Below are 16878 nucleotides of genomic sequence, written 5' to 3' on the forward strand. Positions count from 1 at the left end.
GCGGTGAAAATTCAGGTCAGGGTAAAAGCAAATTCTAAAAAACCGTCCGTAACTAAAGGAGAAGATGGTGTTTGGATCATTGCAGTAAAAGAACCTGCCACCGAAGGTAAGGCGAATGAAGCTGTTGTCCGGGCAGTTGCGGAAGAACTGGGGCTTGCTCCCTCAAAGGTAAAAATTCTCAGGGGAGAAAAGAGTAAGTTAAAACTTCTTGAAGTTTATGATTAGAAATTTTCTGAAAATTTTTTCTCCTAAAATCGGGAATGCCGTTTTATTTTTCCCGATCTTTCTCATTTGTCTTTCTTCCGAGATCGGAGCCTCGGATTATTTTGATACTTTAATAGCTGAAAAAAAACCTATATTAGGAAGTGATAAAGAAGATAAATACACTTTCAGGCTTCCTCCGTTTGCAAGTATAGAGAATTGGGGACCTCATTATTCTTTGAACCTTTTGGTTCTGTATACGTACACTGATTATCCTAAGTTTAAACAAACCAGCTTTTTTCCCTTGTTAGATCATGTGTCTGCCAAAGAAAACGAGTCCTTTCGCTCCTATTTATTCCCTCTCTATTACGCGCAACGTATCCAGGGGCCTCAGTCGGATTCTGGAGTAAACTTTTCCTTATTTCATTATAATTCGTATGAATTAAGGGGAGAAAAATTTTCGGAAAGTTGGGTGTCTTTTCCTTCGTTTCTTCCTTTGTTCGGTAGAAGTAAAACGATCGAAAGCGGTAAGGAAGAATCGTTCTATTTTGCAGTTCCTTTTTTATACTTTCGGAATCGGGACTTATACGATAATTGGAACCATTTCCTAATCTTCCATTGGGGAGAGGACAGAGAGTCTTCTTACGGCTCCATTCTTCCTTTGGTGTATTGGGGTTCCGGTAAAAGAAAATTCCATTTTAGCTTTTTCCCGATATTTTTTTATAATACTCTTTATAATTCGTATTCTAATAAAGAGAACTTTCATTTTACTATTTTTCCTCTCTTCTCTTATAATTCTTGGGATTCCGGAGAAGAAGGGGCATTCTTTACTCCGCTTTTCGGCCGGACTTGGAAGGAAACGCCTCAATTAGGAGGTGGTGGAAAAGATGAGGAGAAATTTTCCTATTACCTTCTTTTGTTTATCGATCAAAGATATTCGAATGGAGAATTAAAAAAATATAATGCAAATATTCCGATCGTTTTTCATCGGAATTGGGAGAACGGGGGTAAATCTAATACCAACGTATTGTTACTGAGCGGTTGGAGTTCCAATGAAAAGGGAGAATATGAAAGTTCTTATCTTTTTCCATTATTATTCCATAAGAAGAACGAATATTTATATCTATTCCCCGCTTATTTCGATAATGGAACGGAAAAGTTCGGTTTATTACCCGTTCCTTTTTATCATAAACGTACTGCAACTGAGATTAATTTTTATGCATTAAATTCTTATTATTCTAATGACTGGCAGGGAAACTCTAAATTTTTATTTTTCCCTTTCTATTATCATTCATTTAAGCCGAATCAATCTAAAGTAATCACGCCTATTTCCTATTATTCTTTCGATTCCTCTGAAACCACTACTTTGCTTCCTTGGTTTTTATATTATAGGAATAAGGAACAAGTTGCTTCTCAAAATTATTGGATCAATACTTATCTTTCTTGGGATGAAAAGGGAGAATTTAAACGAGGGATTTTCTTTCCTTTTTGGTTTTATAAATCACAGGAATATTTTCATTTTCTGCCTATATGGGCGAAGGGAAATCAAACCGGAAACGAATATACTTGGATCATTCCGTTATTCACTTACTGGAATAAGAATAGAACTTGGGTAGGCCCGTTTTATTCCAGAAAGAGCGAGTTAGGAGATCAATTTGAAAGATGGATACTATTTCCTTTCTGGTATTTTTACAGAGATAGTTGGCAGAATAATAAGTCGGAAAGTTACACTCTTCTTCCGATTTTTCAGTGGAACGATACTTCAGAATATAAAGAACTTATCACTCCACTTTCTTATTCGAAAGAATATAAGACCAAGTTTGAGAAATATTCACTGGTCACATTGTATGAGAGATATGATACGGATCAGGAATCTAGAAGAAGGTTCTATCCGATCTATTTTTCTAATACTACAAACGAATATTCATATTGGAATGTGCTTGGTTTGACGGGTAGGGGATTCGACAAAGTAGGCGATGCAAAGTATAGTTACGCGTTCCCATTCTATTTTTATAAACGGGATAGTTTTCGTTTAGTCCTACCTTTTTATTTTAGATTCGGAAAGGATTACGATATTTACACACATTTCGGGATTTTTCACTATTGGAATCGCTCCCCGGAAAAAGATAATACTTGGATTTGGCCTTTATTATGGTTTTCGAATGTAGATAAGGTCCGTAAAGAGGAATTCTCCACTTGGTTTCCTTTATATTGGAATTGGAGTAATTCCAGAAGTAAGGGAGATATGTTCCTTCCTCTTTGGTTAAACTATTACGAAGCGGATAAGTCTTTAGAATTAAAATTGGCTTATTCTTCTTCTAAGACTTTAGGGAGTTTTTCTGGAACCGCCGGAGTTGGGTCTACGGAAAAAGATTATTATCTAGATGCAGATGTTTCTTTGTTCTATAGTTTATTTAGCATTTCTACAAGAACCTCGGTAAATAAAGAAGAATTACAATTTTGGAAAGAAAATCACCCGAGTGAATCTGTTACGGCTAATTCGGCGGTTGAGAATATTTTTGTAAAAAATACTCCGGAAGAAAAAGAAGGTTTAGGTCAATACAACCGATTAACAAGAGAGAAGGTCCGTTCTTTCTGGGGCGTCAGTGCTCTTTTCGGAATTTTTAGTTATGAAAGAGGTGACGATCGACGACATTTTAGACTTCTCCCTTTGAGCTGGTTCTCTTGGTCGGAAAAAACATCGGATAAAGTATATGCTGCTCCTCTATTTTTTTGGAGTAAAATTGGAGATGAATCTTATTTTGTTCTATTTCCTTTTTACGGCAGGCAAGAACAGAAAGAAAATTTCCAAGAATCTTATCTGCTATTCGGTTTCTTGAGAGGAAAGCAGGGAGAAGTCAGGGATTATTCCGTTTTATGGCCTATCACTAGATTATATTTTTCTTCTGATGCTTGGGGATTTAGGATCTTTCCTTTGGTTGCACATGATCAGTCTAAAGATTTTTCTAGAACTATTTCTCCATTCTATTATAGAAAAAGAATACTAGAAGGGAATATCACGAGCAGATCCTTTCATACTTTGCTTCTTCCTTTTTATCATTCCGGATCGGAATTAAACCAGGCTGGAGATATATTCCAAGAAAACTCTTATAGTCTATTTATACCTTTGTATCTAAGTTTAGGATCCAGAAGTTATACTTCTGCAGGAGAATCCTCAGAGTCTAATTTTTATACATTATTATCTTATTATTCCAGTAAAAAGGAAATGAACGGAGCAGAATCGAGCACCTTATTGACTCCATTCTATTATTCTAATAGATCAAGAGGAGCGGGTGAGGCTCTTGAACAAACTACTAAAACGGATTTTTTACTAATCCCAGGTTTTTATTGGAAAAGGAGTCCTGCAGAGAGTAAGTTCTTTTTACTCGGTTATTATCGCGAATCTTCTCCATCTGTTTCGAGTGGAAATTTTCTTGGAATCGTTTCGTCCTCGAAGGAGAAAAAAGGAGAGAGAATTTCGAGTTCCTTCCATATATTTCCTTTTTATTTTTCCGGCTCTGAGGAGGAAGGAGAGAAGACGATCGAAAGTTATACTACTGTTCCTATTCTTTATTACGGTTATAAAAAAGGAAAAGGTTCCGGATGGAATGTATTAGGATTTCTGAGCGGCTCAGGTTCCGACCAGGAAAATTCTTTCGCAATTTATCCTTTCTACTCCAATACCGAGAGAAATATTCCGAATGTTTTGAAGGAAAGGATCACCTGGGGACTTTTGTATTATTCGGATAGGACTGAATTCCAAGCAGGAAATTGGAACTCCTTCAACGCCAATCCGTTCGGAATTTTTTCCTCTTCTGGAAGTAAAACCTTGGAAACAAGTTCTTCCTTTTATTTTGTTCCGATTCCTCTTTTATATACTTATTCAGAAAAACAAAACTTGGAAAATAAAGAATACTTCAAGAGGGATGTTACCTTTTTGAAATTGATCGATTATTCCAAATACGAATCCATCTCCGCTAAAGAGGGTAGCCAGGATAAGGTAGTAGATCAGTGGAGAGACTTTAATGCATTCTTCATTTTTTCAAATACATTGCATACAACTAAGGATCTAAAAAAAGAAGAAACGATTAGTTCGTATTTCAGATCTTATCTTTTTCCTATATATAGATTTGAGTCTGAAAACGATCCGTTTAAGAAGGAAAAACACTTAAACTTTTTGTTAATTACGGATTATAAATCCGGAAATACCGGTTTGGAAAGGATAGTGATCGGTCCCGCTTTTTATTTGGATAATTCGGAACGTACTGCTTATGGCCTCGCTCCTCTTGCATTCTATAGGAAAAGTAAAGAGTCTAGATTCTGGTTTGCATTCGGCTTTTATAGCTATAAAGATAATGATTGGGATCGTTGGGGTCTTGCAGGAATTTTTGATACAAATTTCGAGAATTATCAAAAGAGGAGAAATCTGAACTTCTTCTTAGGCTTGATCCATACTGAATTAGAAGAACAAAGAACTAGAATTGCAGTCTTGGGCGGCCTACTCGCGGGACTGGAAAGGCGCCCCGATTATTCCGATACAAATTTCCTTTGGTTACGTTGGAAGACCGTTCCGGGAGAAACTCTGGCGAATTTCCTTCCGGTCTATTATTATCATTCAGATACAGACGGCACCGCTTCTTTGATCCCGCCTGTATTAGGATATTTCTCCTCCGAAAAAGACGGAAGGTTTGATATGCTTGGTCTTGGATTATTGTATTATAGAAATCAAAAAATTTCTAAAGAGGAAGATCTGATGCTTGTAGGCCCTGGATTATTCTACTATAGACAATATGGGAATAATATGAACGGCTTGCACGCTATGGGAATTTTGGCAATTCCTGGAATGGGAGGCCTTCTTTGGGATTGGGAATATGAAACCAAGACCAAATACAGTAAATACTCTATTCTAAATTTATTATATAGTCACACGATCACTAAGGATGGGAATGAGATAGATAGGGTATTTGGCATCAAGTTATAAAAAAAGCCGAGGATTTCTCCCCGGCTTTTGACTTTTCCGAAAGGAAGAGCTGGCATTACATCATGCCGCCCATTCCTCCCATACCGCCCATTCCACCCATAGGAGGCATTCCGCCGCCGTCTTTTTCAGGTTTGTCGGTGATTGTAACTTCTGTAGTCAATAACATTGATCCGATAGAAGCTGCATTTTGAAGCGCAGAGCGAACTACTTTCGCAGGGTCTACGACTCCAGCTTGTAGTAGGTCTTCCCAAACCATAGTAAGAGCGTTAAAACCTTCGTTTCCTTTCTTACCTTTTGCTTGCTCTACGATTACGGAACCTTCTAAACCTGCGTTAGAAGTGATCATACGGATCGGTTCTTCTAATGCACGGAAGATAATTTTTGCTCCGGTTGCTTCATCGCCTTCTAATTTAAGAGCTGCAACTGCTTCTTGAGCTTTTAGAAGAGTTAATCCACCGCCAGGAACGATACCTTCTTCTACTGCTGCGCGAGTAGCTGAAAGTGCATCTTCCACACGGTGTTTTTTCTCTTTCATTTCAACTTCAGTAGCTGCACCAACATGGATCACTGCAACACCGCCAGCTAATTTAGCCAAACGTTCTTGGAGTTTTTCACGATCGTACTCTGAAGTAGTATCTTCGATCTGTTTTTTGATCTGACCTACACGGCCTTGGATATCTTTAGAAGCACCTTGACCTTCGATGATGGTGGTGTTTTCTTTATCCACGGTAACTTTTTTAGCGCGTCCCAGTTGTTGAACTGTTGCATTCTCCAGTTTCATTCCGAGGTCTTCGGAAATCACTTGTCCACCGGTAAGGATTGCGATATCTTCTAACATCGCTTTACGACGATCTCCGAATCCAGGAGCTTTAACAGCCACACAAGAGATAGTTTTACGAAGAGTGTTTACTACGATCGTAGCTAATGCTTCTCCTTCTACTTCTTCTGCGATGATCACTAAAGGTCTTCCTGCTTGAGCAACTTTTTCCAATACAGGAAGAAGGTCTCTCATAGAAGATATCTTTTTGTCATAGATCAGAATATAAGGATCACTTAAAGTAGCGATCATTGCTTCAGGATCTGTTACCATATAAGGAGAAACATATCCACGGTCGAATTGCATACCTTCTACCACGTCTAAAGTGGTTTCGATAGATTTTGCTTCCTCAACAGTGATAACTCCGTCTTTTCCGACTTTGTCCATAGCATCTGCGATCAGATTTCCTATATCTTTGTCGTTGTTTGCGGAGATAGTCGCAACGTTAGCGATATCTTTTTTGTTTTCGATCTTTACTGAACGTTTTTTGATGCTATCAACAGCAGCGGAAACCGCTTTGTCGATACCGTGTTTAAGCGCCATAGGGTTTGCGCCAGCAGTAACGTTTTTCAATCCTTCGTTAACGATGGATTGAGCGAGAATAGTAGCGGTGGTAGTTCCGTCTCCAGCAACGTCATTCGTCTTTGTGGAAACTTCTTTTACCATCTGAGCGCCCATGTTCTCGATGGAATCTTCTAATTCGATCTCTTTTGCTACGGTAACTCCGTCCTTAGTGATGGTTGGAGATCCGAATTTTTTGTCGATTACTACGTTTCTTCCCTTAGGTCCAAGGGTAACTTTTACAGCGTTTGCAAGTTTGTTAACGCCTTCTAAAAGTTTGCGTCTAGCTGTTTCATCATACTCGATAATTTTTGCCATTTTTATTACCTCGGCCTATTACTTTTTCACGATGGCAAGAATATCGCTTTCGCGAATGATTAAGTATTCTTTACCTTCGGATTTAATTTCAGTTCCGGAATATTTGCCGTACAGAACGACATCACCAGCTTTAACTTCTAGTGGTATAAGCTTTCCGTCTTCATAACGTCCGCTTCCTACCTCTACAACTTTTCCTTCTTGCGGTTTTTCTTTAGCCGTATCAGGAACGAAGATGCTGCCGATTTTTTCTTCGGCGTCTTGTTTAGGTTCAACCAGAACACGGTCGCCCAGTGGTTTAATCGCCATGACTTTCTCCTTTCAGTCTCTTTAGCACTTGTAATAAATGAGTGCTTGAATATAAATTCCAGGAAATCCGAAAGACGGGTAGGCGGTCAAGCACTTTGAGCTTAAGAGTGCTAAAATATTGCCTAAATTCCGCTTAAACCCCTAAATTTTTCATCTCCCGTTTTTCAGGGAACAACGTCTAAGGGAGAATCTTGTTTTCAGAAAGAAATTTAATCAGAGTAAGAGAAGGGAACAAAAAGCCCATCTTTGAAGAAGGAGAATATATCCTCTATTGGCTACGTGCGAATAGAAGAATGGCCTGGAATCATTCTTTGGATTATTCCATTCATCTTGCCAAAAAATTTAAAAAACCATTGGTGATCTTTGAATCCGTCATGATGGATTTTGAATGGAGTTCTCCTAGGCTCCAACAATTTCTTTTAGAAGGAATTTGTGATACTGCAGAAGATGCGACCCGTGCCGGATTTACATACTGGCCCTTTGTAGAAACAAAAGAACATTCACTTTCTGAGATGGTCCCGAGTATTTTAGAAAGATCTTCTATAGTAATTACGGATGATTTTCCTTGTTTTTTCCTGCCTTTGCATGCGCAGAAAATTTCCGAGATCCTAAATTGCAAACTTCTACTCGTGGATTCTAATTCGATCACTCCACTCGCTTCTTATGAAAAATCTTTTGGATATGCGAGGGTTTTAAGACCGAAACTTCACGATAGGTTTGTGGAATCTTATGTTCATAGATCCAATCCTAAACCGAATGCAAAAGGAATTCCGAGTCTTGATACTAATAAAAAACCGAACTTTCTATTTTCCGGGAAGAAGGAGGAAATCTCTTCCTATTTGCAAAAAATGAATTCTAAGTTTCCGGATATTCGTCCTGTTTCCGGTAAACATGGGGGAAGAAAAGAAGGTCTAAAACTTCTGAAAAAATTCCTAAAAGAAGGACTTCCTTTTTATTTAGAAGAGAGAAGTGAGCCAAGACCTCCTGAAAAGACCAAATCATCTTACTTATCTCCTTATTTACATTTTGGAATGATCTCAGTTGACGAGATCGTCACTGCAGTTTTGGGATCTGATCCTAAAATAGATTGGAATCCAGATATATTAAACCATTCTTATAGAGGAAAGAACGAAGGTTTCTTTCATCCGGACCCAAATATAAATTCTTTTTTAGATGAACTTCTGACTTGGAGGGAACTCGGTTATCTTTTGTTTTATGAGGAGCCAAGTTTTAGAAAGGATCTTTCCATTCTTCCGAATTGGGCAAAACTTTCTTTGGAAGCTCATCGGGGAGATATAAGAGAATACACATATTCCAAGGAAGAATTTGAGAAGGCGATGACCCATGATCCTATTTGGAATGCAGCCCAGAAGGAATTAGTTCTCACTGGAACCATCCAAAATTATCTTAGAATGCTTTGGGGTAAAAAAGTAATAGAGTGGTCTTCTTCACCCGAAGAAGCATTTCGTATATTAGAAGATTTGAATCATAAATATGCCTATGATGGAAGAGACCCGAATTCATATACAGGTATTCTATGGTGTTTCGGTGCATTTGATCGGCCTTGGTCGCCGGAGAGAGCAGTGTTCGGAAATATCCGTTATATGTCCTCGGACTCTACCTCTAAAAAATTTAAAATAAAACCTTATCTGGAATATATTCAATCCTTGGAAGGATTGTCGGAACTACGACTTTTTAAATAACAGCCGTTATTATAAATTGGAGAGAAGTTGTTGCGGATTCTTTTTCGTTGCCGTATTATGTAGTTCCGGAGGGACAAAGATGACTGAAAACAAAAAATACGAAACCCTACAGGAATTCTGGCCATTCTACCTGAGAGAACATTCGAACAAGATGAACCGGATATTTCATTTTATAGGAACCACCTGTGCGCTGGTGTTTATCGTTTCTGCAATCTTCTATCTAAATGCTTGGTACTTGTTAGGAGCATTGTTTAGCGGATATCTTTTTGCATGGATAGGGCATTTCTTCTTAGAAAAAAACCGTCCTGCTACATTTATTTATCCGTTCAAATCTTTCGTGAGCGATTGGAGAATGTATTTCTATACGATTACTGGACAACTAGGTAAGGAACTAGAAAAGGCAGGAGTGAAGTAATTTCTACGCGTTGCGAAGTCGCAGGAACGTTACTTGCGATTTCGTGACCAATACCTCAATTGAGGGATATTTTCCTATTACTGAAGCGCTATAGTTTTAGTTCGCTTATTAAGCTACGTTATAAATTATTGCCGGCTTACGTTTTTTTCTTTCTCAATCCTGGATCAATCAATAGATATGCTCATTCTTAGAACGAAGAGAGGTTCTCTCATTGGATCACGTTCTTCCCGCCGCCAAAGAATTAGCAAAGAATGTAGACACCCTATGGGTGATTTTCGCCTCCGCACTTGTCTTTTTTATGCAGGCCGGTTTTCTTCTTTTAGAATCCGGATTAGTACGATCTAAAAACTCGATCAATGTAGCGATCAAAAACCTACTCGATTATGTTGTAGGTACTATATGTTTTTTCTTGATCGGTTATGGTTTGATGTATGGGACCAGCTTCAATGGTTGGTTCGGTAAGGATCTATTTCTTTTAGAAGGTCTTAGCACAGGTAAAGAATTCGCTTTCTTTCTTTTTCAAGTTACCTTTATGGGAACGGCGGCGACTATCGTATCCGGAGCCGTTGCAGAAAGGATAAGATTCCAGGCATATTTAGTCTGTTCTCTTTTTGTTTCTTTATTCATCTATCCCGTTTTCGGTCATTGGGCTTGGGGAGGAGGCTGGTTGAGTCAATCCGGCTTTCACGATTTTGCAGGAAGTTCGGTAGTACATTCGGTAGGAGCTTGGGTATCTTTAGCCGGAGTGATCGTTCTTGGACCTAGAAAAGATCGTTTTGATTCCGATGGGAAACCTAGAGAATTGTACGGTCATAATCTTCCTTTTTCCGTTTTGGGAACTTTCATCTTATGGTTTGGTTGGTTCGGATTTAACGGAGGAAGTACGCTTTCTCTTACTGACGCTGTTCCGAAAATTATCGTAAATACTAGTCTGGCTGCTTGTGCAGGTTGTATTGCCGCCATCATATTCGATTATATTACGAAAGGTGTTCCTCATGTTGGAGGAGCGATCAACGGAGTCCTTGCAGGGTTAGTTGCAATCACTGCAGGTTGCGATGTAATGAGTCCTGCTTCTTCTTTGATCATTGGATTGATCGCAGGTATACTTGCAGAAGTTGCGGTCTGGATAATGGAGAATTTTCTAAAGTTAGACGATGTAGTGAGTGCGTTTCCAGTGCATGGGGTCGGAGGTATTTGGGGAACCTTGGCTGTGAGTTTATTTGCGCAAGAGGAGTCATTACGCAGTTGGGATCAATGGCAGGCCCAGCTTACAGGTGTTGCTGTTTGTGCGATTTGGGCTTTTAGTATGGGACTCATTCTATTCTTTCTGATGAAGTTTACAATATCAATTCGTGTATCTTCGGAAGAAGAAGAAAGGGGATTAAACGAATCTGAACATGGAGCTAAAACTGTTTGGTTGGATCTGATGAATGCGATGAAATATGTTGCCGATTCTAAGGATTTGAGAAAAAGGATAGATGTAGATCCGGGAGTAGAATCAGGAGCGGTTGCAGAATTATTCAATCGTTTACTTTTGAGTTTAACCCAAATCATAGGAGTTGTGAAGGAGAACTCTAATAAGATCGAGAACGAATCCGAGCATTTAGAAAATTCCACTCTTGCTATTACGAAAGAGATCGAAAAACAGAAAGATAGAACCATAGTGATCCGGGAAACTTCGGATTTATTGGAATCTTCTCTCAAATCGGTTTTGGATTTGGCGAGAGAAGAAAAAATAAGAGCAGTCGAAATGCTCAGGATGTCGGAAGAGATGTCCCTTGGAATGAAAGATCTACAAGAGGATATTTTATCTTCGGATAGGGTGAGTGATTCTATCCAATCCATCGCGTTCACTGGAGAAAAAACCTTGGAGAATACCGTTAAAAGTATGCAGGGTTTGAACGGTTCCGCGAAAAAAGTGGAAGAACTAGTAAGTATTCTTCAAAAGATCGCAGAGCAACTTGGAATGCTTTCCATTAACGCTGCCATCGAATCTGCGAGAGGTGGAGATAAAGGATTTGCTGTGGTAGCGGAACAAATTTCTGTTCTGGCCGAAAGATCTTCTACAAATTCAAAACAGGCAAATAAATATTTGAGAGAGATTTGGGAAACCGTAAACAGTTCCTTAGAGTCTTTATCTGAGACTGTGGATTCCTTTAAGTCGATCTTAATTAAAATTCCTGAACTTTCCAAAACAATGAAACATGCGTTTGAATCCGTCCGAGAGTATTCTGCAAGATCGCAAAATTTGGGAATTTCTATCCAGGGAGTAGCGAATATGAGCGAATCCGTCGAAGGTAATATGGAAAAGCGTTATTCCGAATTGAATCGAATGAGGGACTTTTTCTGCGAAATTGAAGATGGAGCAGTTCGGATCGGATCTTTGTTGGATGAACTTCAGAAGATGAGTCTTATGTTGAGTGGTCAAACGATCCGAATGCATCGAGTAGTAGATATTTTCCAAATCGAACCCACGGCAGGTTAAATTTATTGAGGTTCCTCAGGCTCCAACTGCCACTACAGTCACAGGTTTTTCTTTTCCTTTTACCTGCACTGGAGGAAGAGTTTCCCCTCTGAAATTTGCACCTGCTAGTTTCCAGGTTTCCTCAGACACCAAAAGTTCTTTTCCGAAGTTTTTAGTAAGAGATTCAATTCTAGACGCGGTGTTGACTGCGTCTCCGATCACTGTGAATTCAGCTCTTCTACTAGTTTCAATATTTCCGGAGAAAACTTCGCCTGTATGGATCCCGATTCCGATCCTTACTGCCTCCAGCCCTTTGGATTCTCTGGCTTTATTAAATTCTCCTAATTTTTCCAACATCCTTTGTCCGCATTGTAAAGCGCGAATTGCGTCAGAGGCAGGATCTTCGGATGGATAAGGAGTCCCGAATGTTGCCATGACTGCGTCGCCTATATATTTGTCCAGGGTTCCTCCGAATTCAAAAACACAATCAGTTAATGTTTCTCTAATGGAGGAAAGAAATCTACTCAGCTCAAGAGGGTCCATGTTTTCGGAAAGTGCAGTGAAGTTTCGGATATCGGTGAATAAAATTGTGGCAGTTTGCCTTCTTCCTTCCAATAGATCCGGGTTTGTCATCATTTCTTCCACCATTCCGGGGGAGAAGTAGCGAGAGAGTAGGGATCTTTGTGCTTCCCCTTCGCCAATTCGTCGGATCATGATTAGAGTTCTTAAGATCCCGAAACAAAAGAAGAAAGCTAGGATCATATACAAGATGGGGCGACCGAAAAGAATATCCGTCAATAGAACGTTCGGACCCATTACATAATCGCCCCAATCCTGAGCGAAAACAACTTTATCGTATACTATTGCTGTAGTAAAGATCCCGAAGTAAACAGTATAAAATAAAATTACGCTAAGAACGACATATCTTAATCTAAACTGGATCAGAGAGAATGCTAAAGGAAAGAGATAAAAGTTCAGCATAGGGTTTTTCAAGGCAAAACCCAGATCAAACTTATCTTGATGAAGAGTATAATAAAGTAATATAGAAGTGATAATTATAAAATCTGCAAATAGCGCTAAATACGAAAATCCTTTGATCGCCCAATTAGTACAGGTTCGGATCACATATGTATGCGCTATAGTGATCATCGCGAAAAAAGCGAATCCTATCCCATTAGCTAAAAAGTTTCCGTTTTTCCAATTTACTGTGATTTGGATTGCGAAAAATAGAAGAAGAACGTACCGAAATACGTTGGATACATAGGCGCCTATGATCTCTTCATTTTCTAAAACCTTGCGGACTGAATCGTCCATTTTGTTTCGATCGGTTATTTCTAGGATATTACAAAGAAATTTAGGTAGATAATCTTTGATAGGCATAGCTTCCCAAAATACTCCTTTCCATTTTTGCTTCAATCGTTTCTTATTGTTTTCGACTGACTCGGATAACAAAAGGAATGTTATAATTCCAAAATAAATACACGAATCAGTGGAACTTTTAAATAAAACCAAGATCGATTAACCCTTGGATAGAACAGGATGTTAAGAATGAACCATAGAGTTGCAATCATTGCAGGCGGGACTGGTCTCGTTGGTGGAGAGCTTATACAGGAATTATTGATAGATCCATCTTGGGATAAAGTTTATCTTCTTGTCCGAAAACCTTTAGAATGGACCCATTCTAAACTTGAATTGATCCTTACTGATTGGGAAAAATCCCTCGAGTTTCCTCAGGGAGTGACTGATGCATTCTGCACTTTGGGAACTACGATCGGCAAAGCGGGCTCGAAGGAGAATTTTAAAAAAGTGGACCTAGAGTATCCAATCAGTTTTGCAAAAGCCGCAAGGGAGAAGGGTGTAAAATCATTCTTTATCGTGACCGCACTCGGAGCCGATCCGAATTCATTCGTATTTTATAATCAGGTAAAGGGAGAAGTAGAAGCAGAAATTTCCAAACTCGGTTTTGAAACTTTCGGAATTTTCAGGCCTTCTCTTTTAGAAGGGGATAGAAAAGAGTTCAGGTTAGGGGAGAAGATCGGGTCCAAACTTGCCTTCTTGATCAATCCTTTACTTATAGGTCCTTTTAAAAAATACAGATCCATTCATGCAAAGACAGTTGCCAAGTCCATGTTGAACTTGGCTTGGTCAGGAAAAACAGGAAAGCAGATCATAGAATCGGATAAGATCCAGATTTTGGGAGCTTCTTCTGCGAGAGCGAATTTGGATACGATTCTTTAGTTTTTGCACACGGAGCCGCAAAGACCGCCAAGGTTCGCCACAAAGATACAGCAACAGATTATGTTGGAGTTCCTACATGGTGAGTCTCTCTGTGTCCTCCGTGATCTCTGTGCGAAATTAAACTAGTGCTACTTCCTTCTTATTCTGGATGCGGATTTTATTATATTCTAATAAAGCTGTGCTATCTTGGTTATAAGAATGAACCAGAGCCGCTCTTTGCACCTTCGCCTCTCCATCCAGTTTTTTCAGGCCTTTTTCTAAGATCACTCCAATGATGACTCTAGTCGCAGATTCCACTAGTTCGAATGCAACTTCGTCTTTGGACGTTCCATTTTCTAAAGAAGTGTAGAATGAATGGGAGTCTTCTAATTTTTTGCGGTTTTCTAAAAGTTCACCGGAAGGGGAGAATAGACTCATTTCTTCGTCCAGGTACTGTCTTAAAATCCCTTTTGCTCCGAGCCCAGTGACAATTCCTCCAATTGCTGCCACAACCTGCAATTGTGTCGTCCCCTCGTAAATATTGGTGATCCTTACATCTCTGTAGATCCTGGAAATATCGTAGTCATAAGTGTATCCCGCACCTCCGTGGATCTGGAGTGCGTCAAATGCGATCTTATTTGCCTGTTCCGTAATATAATATTTAGATAATGGAGTGAATAGATTGGCGAGTTTTTCCCATTTTTTTAGGCTATTGTCTTTTTTGATCTCTTTTTCATCTATACCGGATTCTTTCATTCTTTCGGATTTCCAATGATAAAGATCTATGGATCTGGAAGCTTCTTGTAAAATGGAACGCATTGCTATAATTTCTCTGTCCATTAGATCTAACATCTTTTTTACCGCAGGGATATTTTTGATCTTCTTCCCGAATTGTTCTCTTTCGTCCGCATACTTTTTGGCTTCGTAATAAGCCGCAGCACCGATTCCCATCGCTTGTCCAGCAATGGAAAGTCTTGCCCCGTTCATCATTGCCATGGAATATTTTACGAGTCCATAACCTTCTTCCCCGATTAATATACCTGGAGTGTTTTCATAGACGACCTCACATGTCGGAGAACAATGAAGTCCCATTTTTTTCTCTATTCCGGCAATCTCCACATCTTCACTTTTAACTATGAAGAAGGAGAGTCCTCTTGCACCGCTTGTTGGACTTCCTGTTCTTGCTAATGTAAGAATAATGGAAGGCTTATTATCGAAACCGCAAGCATGCGTGATAAATCTTTTTGCTCCGGTAATCCTCCAGACTCCATCCTCTCCTTTGATCGCTTTTGTCTGCAAGTTAGGAAGATCCGATCCGTAATTAGGTTCAGTGAGGGCCATTGCTCCGCAGAGTTCTCCTGCCGCCATTTTCGGTACGTAAGCTTCTACCATTTCTTCCGAACCGAATCTTTCTATGGTTTCAGCAAGATTCATACAGCCTAAGGCGATCGCAAGTGAGCCGTCTGCCCTGGAAAATATTTCCATAAGAATTGCTTGGACTGAACATGGTAGACCTAATCCACCATGTTTACGGCCGATTGAGTAGGGGAGAATTCCGGCATCCTTAACTTGATTGACTGCGTTTATCATTTCCTTTGGAAAACGAACTTTACCTTTTTCGTATATTAAACCTTCTGCATCCATTTTTTGAGCAAAAGGTGCCACTTCCTTTCCTGCGATCTCTCCCGCGGATTCTAATACGGATCTATAAAATTCAATGGCTTCTTCCTTATTTCCCGGGGCTAATGCAAATTCTTCTTTTCCGGTTTTTTCGTATTCTTTTTTGTCGGAAAAACCTTGTTCAAACGCTTCTACCACTTCTTCCCAGTCTATTAAGGATTCGAAATATTGTTTTAAGTCTTCATTCTCTAAGAAATAATTATTTTCCAGCATGGATATTCTCCGAATATAAATGAACTTTTGTTCATCCTGACATTGTTTCTTAAGAGACCCTTATTATTCGGATTTTATATGGAAAGGGAAAAAGTGGAGGGAAAATATAAAAAAAGCCGCCGGTTTGACCCGACGGCTTTCGGCTTTAAGCAAAGCGGGAAAAAAGAAGGATTACTTCTTGTCTCCAGCAACTGCAGCTTTCAATTTTTCTTCTGCATCAACAGCCAATTTTTGCAATTCAGCTGGGTTTGCGTGAAGAATAGGAGAAAGACCTGGAACACCTGGAGGGCCAAGAACTCCAACAGTAGCTACGAAAGAACCTTTAACTTCGCCTACTTTGTAAGTAGTGAAGGTAATTCTGTATAAACCGCGAACTAAAAGTTTTTTAGTGTCGATGTTTTTCAGTTCATCCAAGCTTTTTGGAATATTAGGAATTTGGATACGAAGTAAAGAGTTGTACTTGTTGTGACGCTCTTCAGTGTAAGTATCGTCTCCATCATCATTGTCGCCAAGATTTTGAAGTGCTTTTCCTTTAGCTGCTCCTTCGATTTGGTTCGGCATAATAGCTGCTAAGCGCTCTACGCGAATCCAAGTATCGAACCAGTTTGGCATGCTTTTTTCTTCAGGAGTTGCAGCTTTGAAAGCCTCACTCACGAAGTCGCCGCTAGATGGCTCACCAATTTCTCCGGTAGGGGAAATTAGACGAACGCCTAGTTCAACGATAGCTGCTGGAACCCAAATATAAAGGAAATATGATTTCTTTCCGTTTACTACTGCGTCAGCGGCTTGTCCTGGTTTGATGTATCCCCAATAGTTCACAGTTTCAGAATAAGGCGCGAAAAGCTTCTTAACTCCTACTCCTGGAATGTCTTGTTCTCCGACCGAGAAATTACTTTGTAGGCCGGGAAGTCCACCGATACATGCAGCAAAGCTGACCATTATAGCGGTGGAGATTATAAGGATCGAAGATTTTTTCATTCGAGAGATCTCCTTGGTATGGAT

At 39.5% G+C, this 16878-nt stretch carries 11 protein-coding genes; 6 read left to right on the forward strand and 5 right to left on the reverse strand.

Annotated elements, in window-relative coordinates:
* Window positions 1-3 precede the first annotated feature (3 nt).
* Both CH352_RS10560 and CH352_RS10565 read left to right on the forward strand, forming a co-directional pair.
* Window positions 4-225 carry a DUF167 domain-containing protein gene (locus CH352_RS10560; protein ID WP_207766688.1) on the forward strand — a complete coding sequence of 74 codons (222 nt, stop codon included), beginning with the start codon at window positions 4-6 and terminating at the stop codon, window positions 223-225.
* Window positions 218-5182, forward strand: a complete 4965-nt coding sequence (locus tag CH352_RS10565) for an LA_1737 family protein (protein WP_243396349.1) — start codon at window positions 218-220, stop codon at window positions 5180-5182. Before CH352_RS10560 ends, CH352_RS10565 begins: the two co-directional genes overlap by 8 nt.
* 55 nt (window positions 5183-5237) lie before the next feature.
* Here the strand turns inward: CH352_RS10565 and groL are convergent, their stop codons facing one another.
* Window positions 5238-6878: a chaperonin GroEL gene (gene groL, locus CH352_RS10570; protein ID WP_100707089.1), complete on the reverse strand. Its 1641-nt coding sequence runs from the start codon at window positions 6876-6878 to the stop codon at window positions 5238-5240.
* Window positions 6879-6896: 18 nt separating this feature from the next.
* Entirely contained in the window at window positions 6897-7184 is a 288-nt protein-coding gene (groES, locus tag CH352_RS10575) for a co-chaperone GroES (protein WP_100707090.1), read from the reverse strand.
* 191 nt (window positions 7185-7375) lie between these two features.
* Between groES and CH352_RS10580 the strand changes: the two genes are divergently transcribed.
* The 3 genes from CH352_RS10580 to amt all read left to right on the forward strand — a co-directional run bounded on the left by CH352_RS10580 (window position 7376) and on the right by amt (window position 11787).
* Window positions 7376-8887, forward strand: a complete 1512-nt coding sequence (locus tag CH352_RS10580) for a cryptochrome/DNA photolyase family protein (protein ID WP_100707091.1) — start codon at window positions 7376-7378, stop codon at window positions 8885-8887.
* 79 nt (window positions 8888-8966) lie between these two features.
* Window positions 8967-9302 (forward strand): Mpo1-like protein, encoded by a 336-nt coding sequence (locus CH352_RS10585; RefSeq protein ID WP_100707311.1) that lies wholly within the window; start codon window positions 8967-8969, stop codon window positions 9300-9302.
* A 211-nt stretch (window positions 9303-9513) separates the two neighbouring features.
* Window positions 9514-11787 carry an ammonium transporter gene (gene amt / locus CH352_RS10590; RefSeq protein WP_100707092.1) on the forward strand — a complete coding sequence of 758 codons (2274 nt, stop codon included), beginning with the start codon at window positions 9514-9516 and terminating at the stop codon, window positions 11785-11787.
* Window positions 11788-11802: 15 nt separating this feature from the next.
* On the opposite strand, the gene CH352_RS10595 is transcribed toward amt, so the two are convergent.
* Window positions 11803-13080, reverse strand: coding sequence for an adenylate/guanylate cyclase domain-containing protein (locus CH352_RS10595; RefSeq protein ID WP_207766697.1), 1278 nt, complete (start codon window positions 13078-13080; stop codon window positions 11803-11805).
* Window positions 13081-13314: 234 nt separating this feature from the next.
* On the opposite strand from CH352_RS10595, the gene CH352_RS10600 reads away from it, so the two are divergent.
* The gene (locus CH352_RS10600) at window positions 13315-14004 is read left to right on the forward strand and encodes an oxidoreductase (RefSeq protein ID WP_100707312.1); all 690 of its coding nucleotides are present in this window, start codon (window positions 13315-13317) and stop codon (window positions 14002-14004) included.
* Between the two features lie 117 nt (window positions 14005-14121).
* Here the strand turns inward: CH352_RS10600 and CH352_RS10605 are convergent, their stop codons facing one another.
* Both CH352_RS10605 and lipL32 read right to left on the reverse strand, forming a co-directional pair.
* A complete protein-coding gene (locus tag CH352_RS10605; RefSeq protein ID WP_100707094.1) occupies window positions 14122-15876 on the reverse strand; it encodes an acyl-CoA dehydrogenase family protein in 1755 nt (584 codons plus the stop codon).
* Between the two features lie 171 nt (window positions 15877-16047).
* The gene (lipL32, locus tag CH352_RS10610; protein ID WP_100707095.1) at window positions 16048-16854 is read right to left on the reverse strand and encodes a major surface lipoprotein LipL32; all 807 of its coding nucleotides are present in this window, start codon (window positions 16852-16854) and stop codon (window positions 16048-16050) included.
* Window positions 16855-16878: the final 24 nt, after the last annotated feature.

It is taken from the genome of Leptospira hartskeerlii (assembly GCF_002811475.1).
Taxonomy (GTDB): domain Bacteria; phylum Spirochaetota; class Leptospiria; order Leptospirales; family Leptospiraceae; genus Leptospira_B; species Leptospira_B hartskeerlii.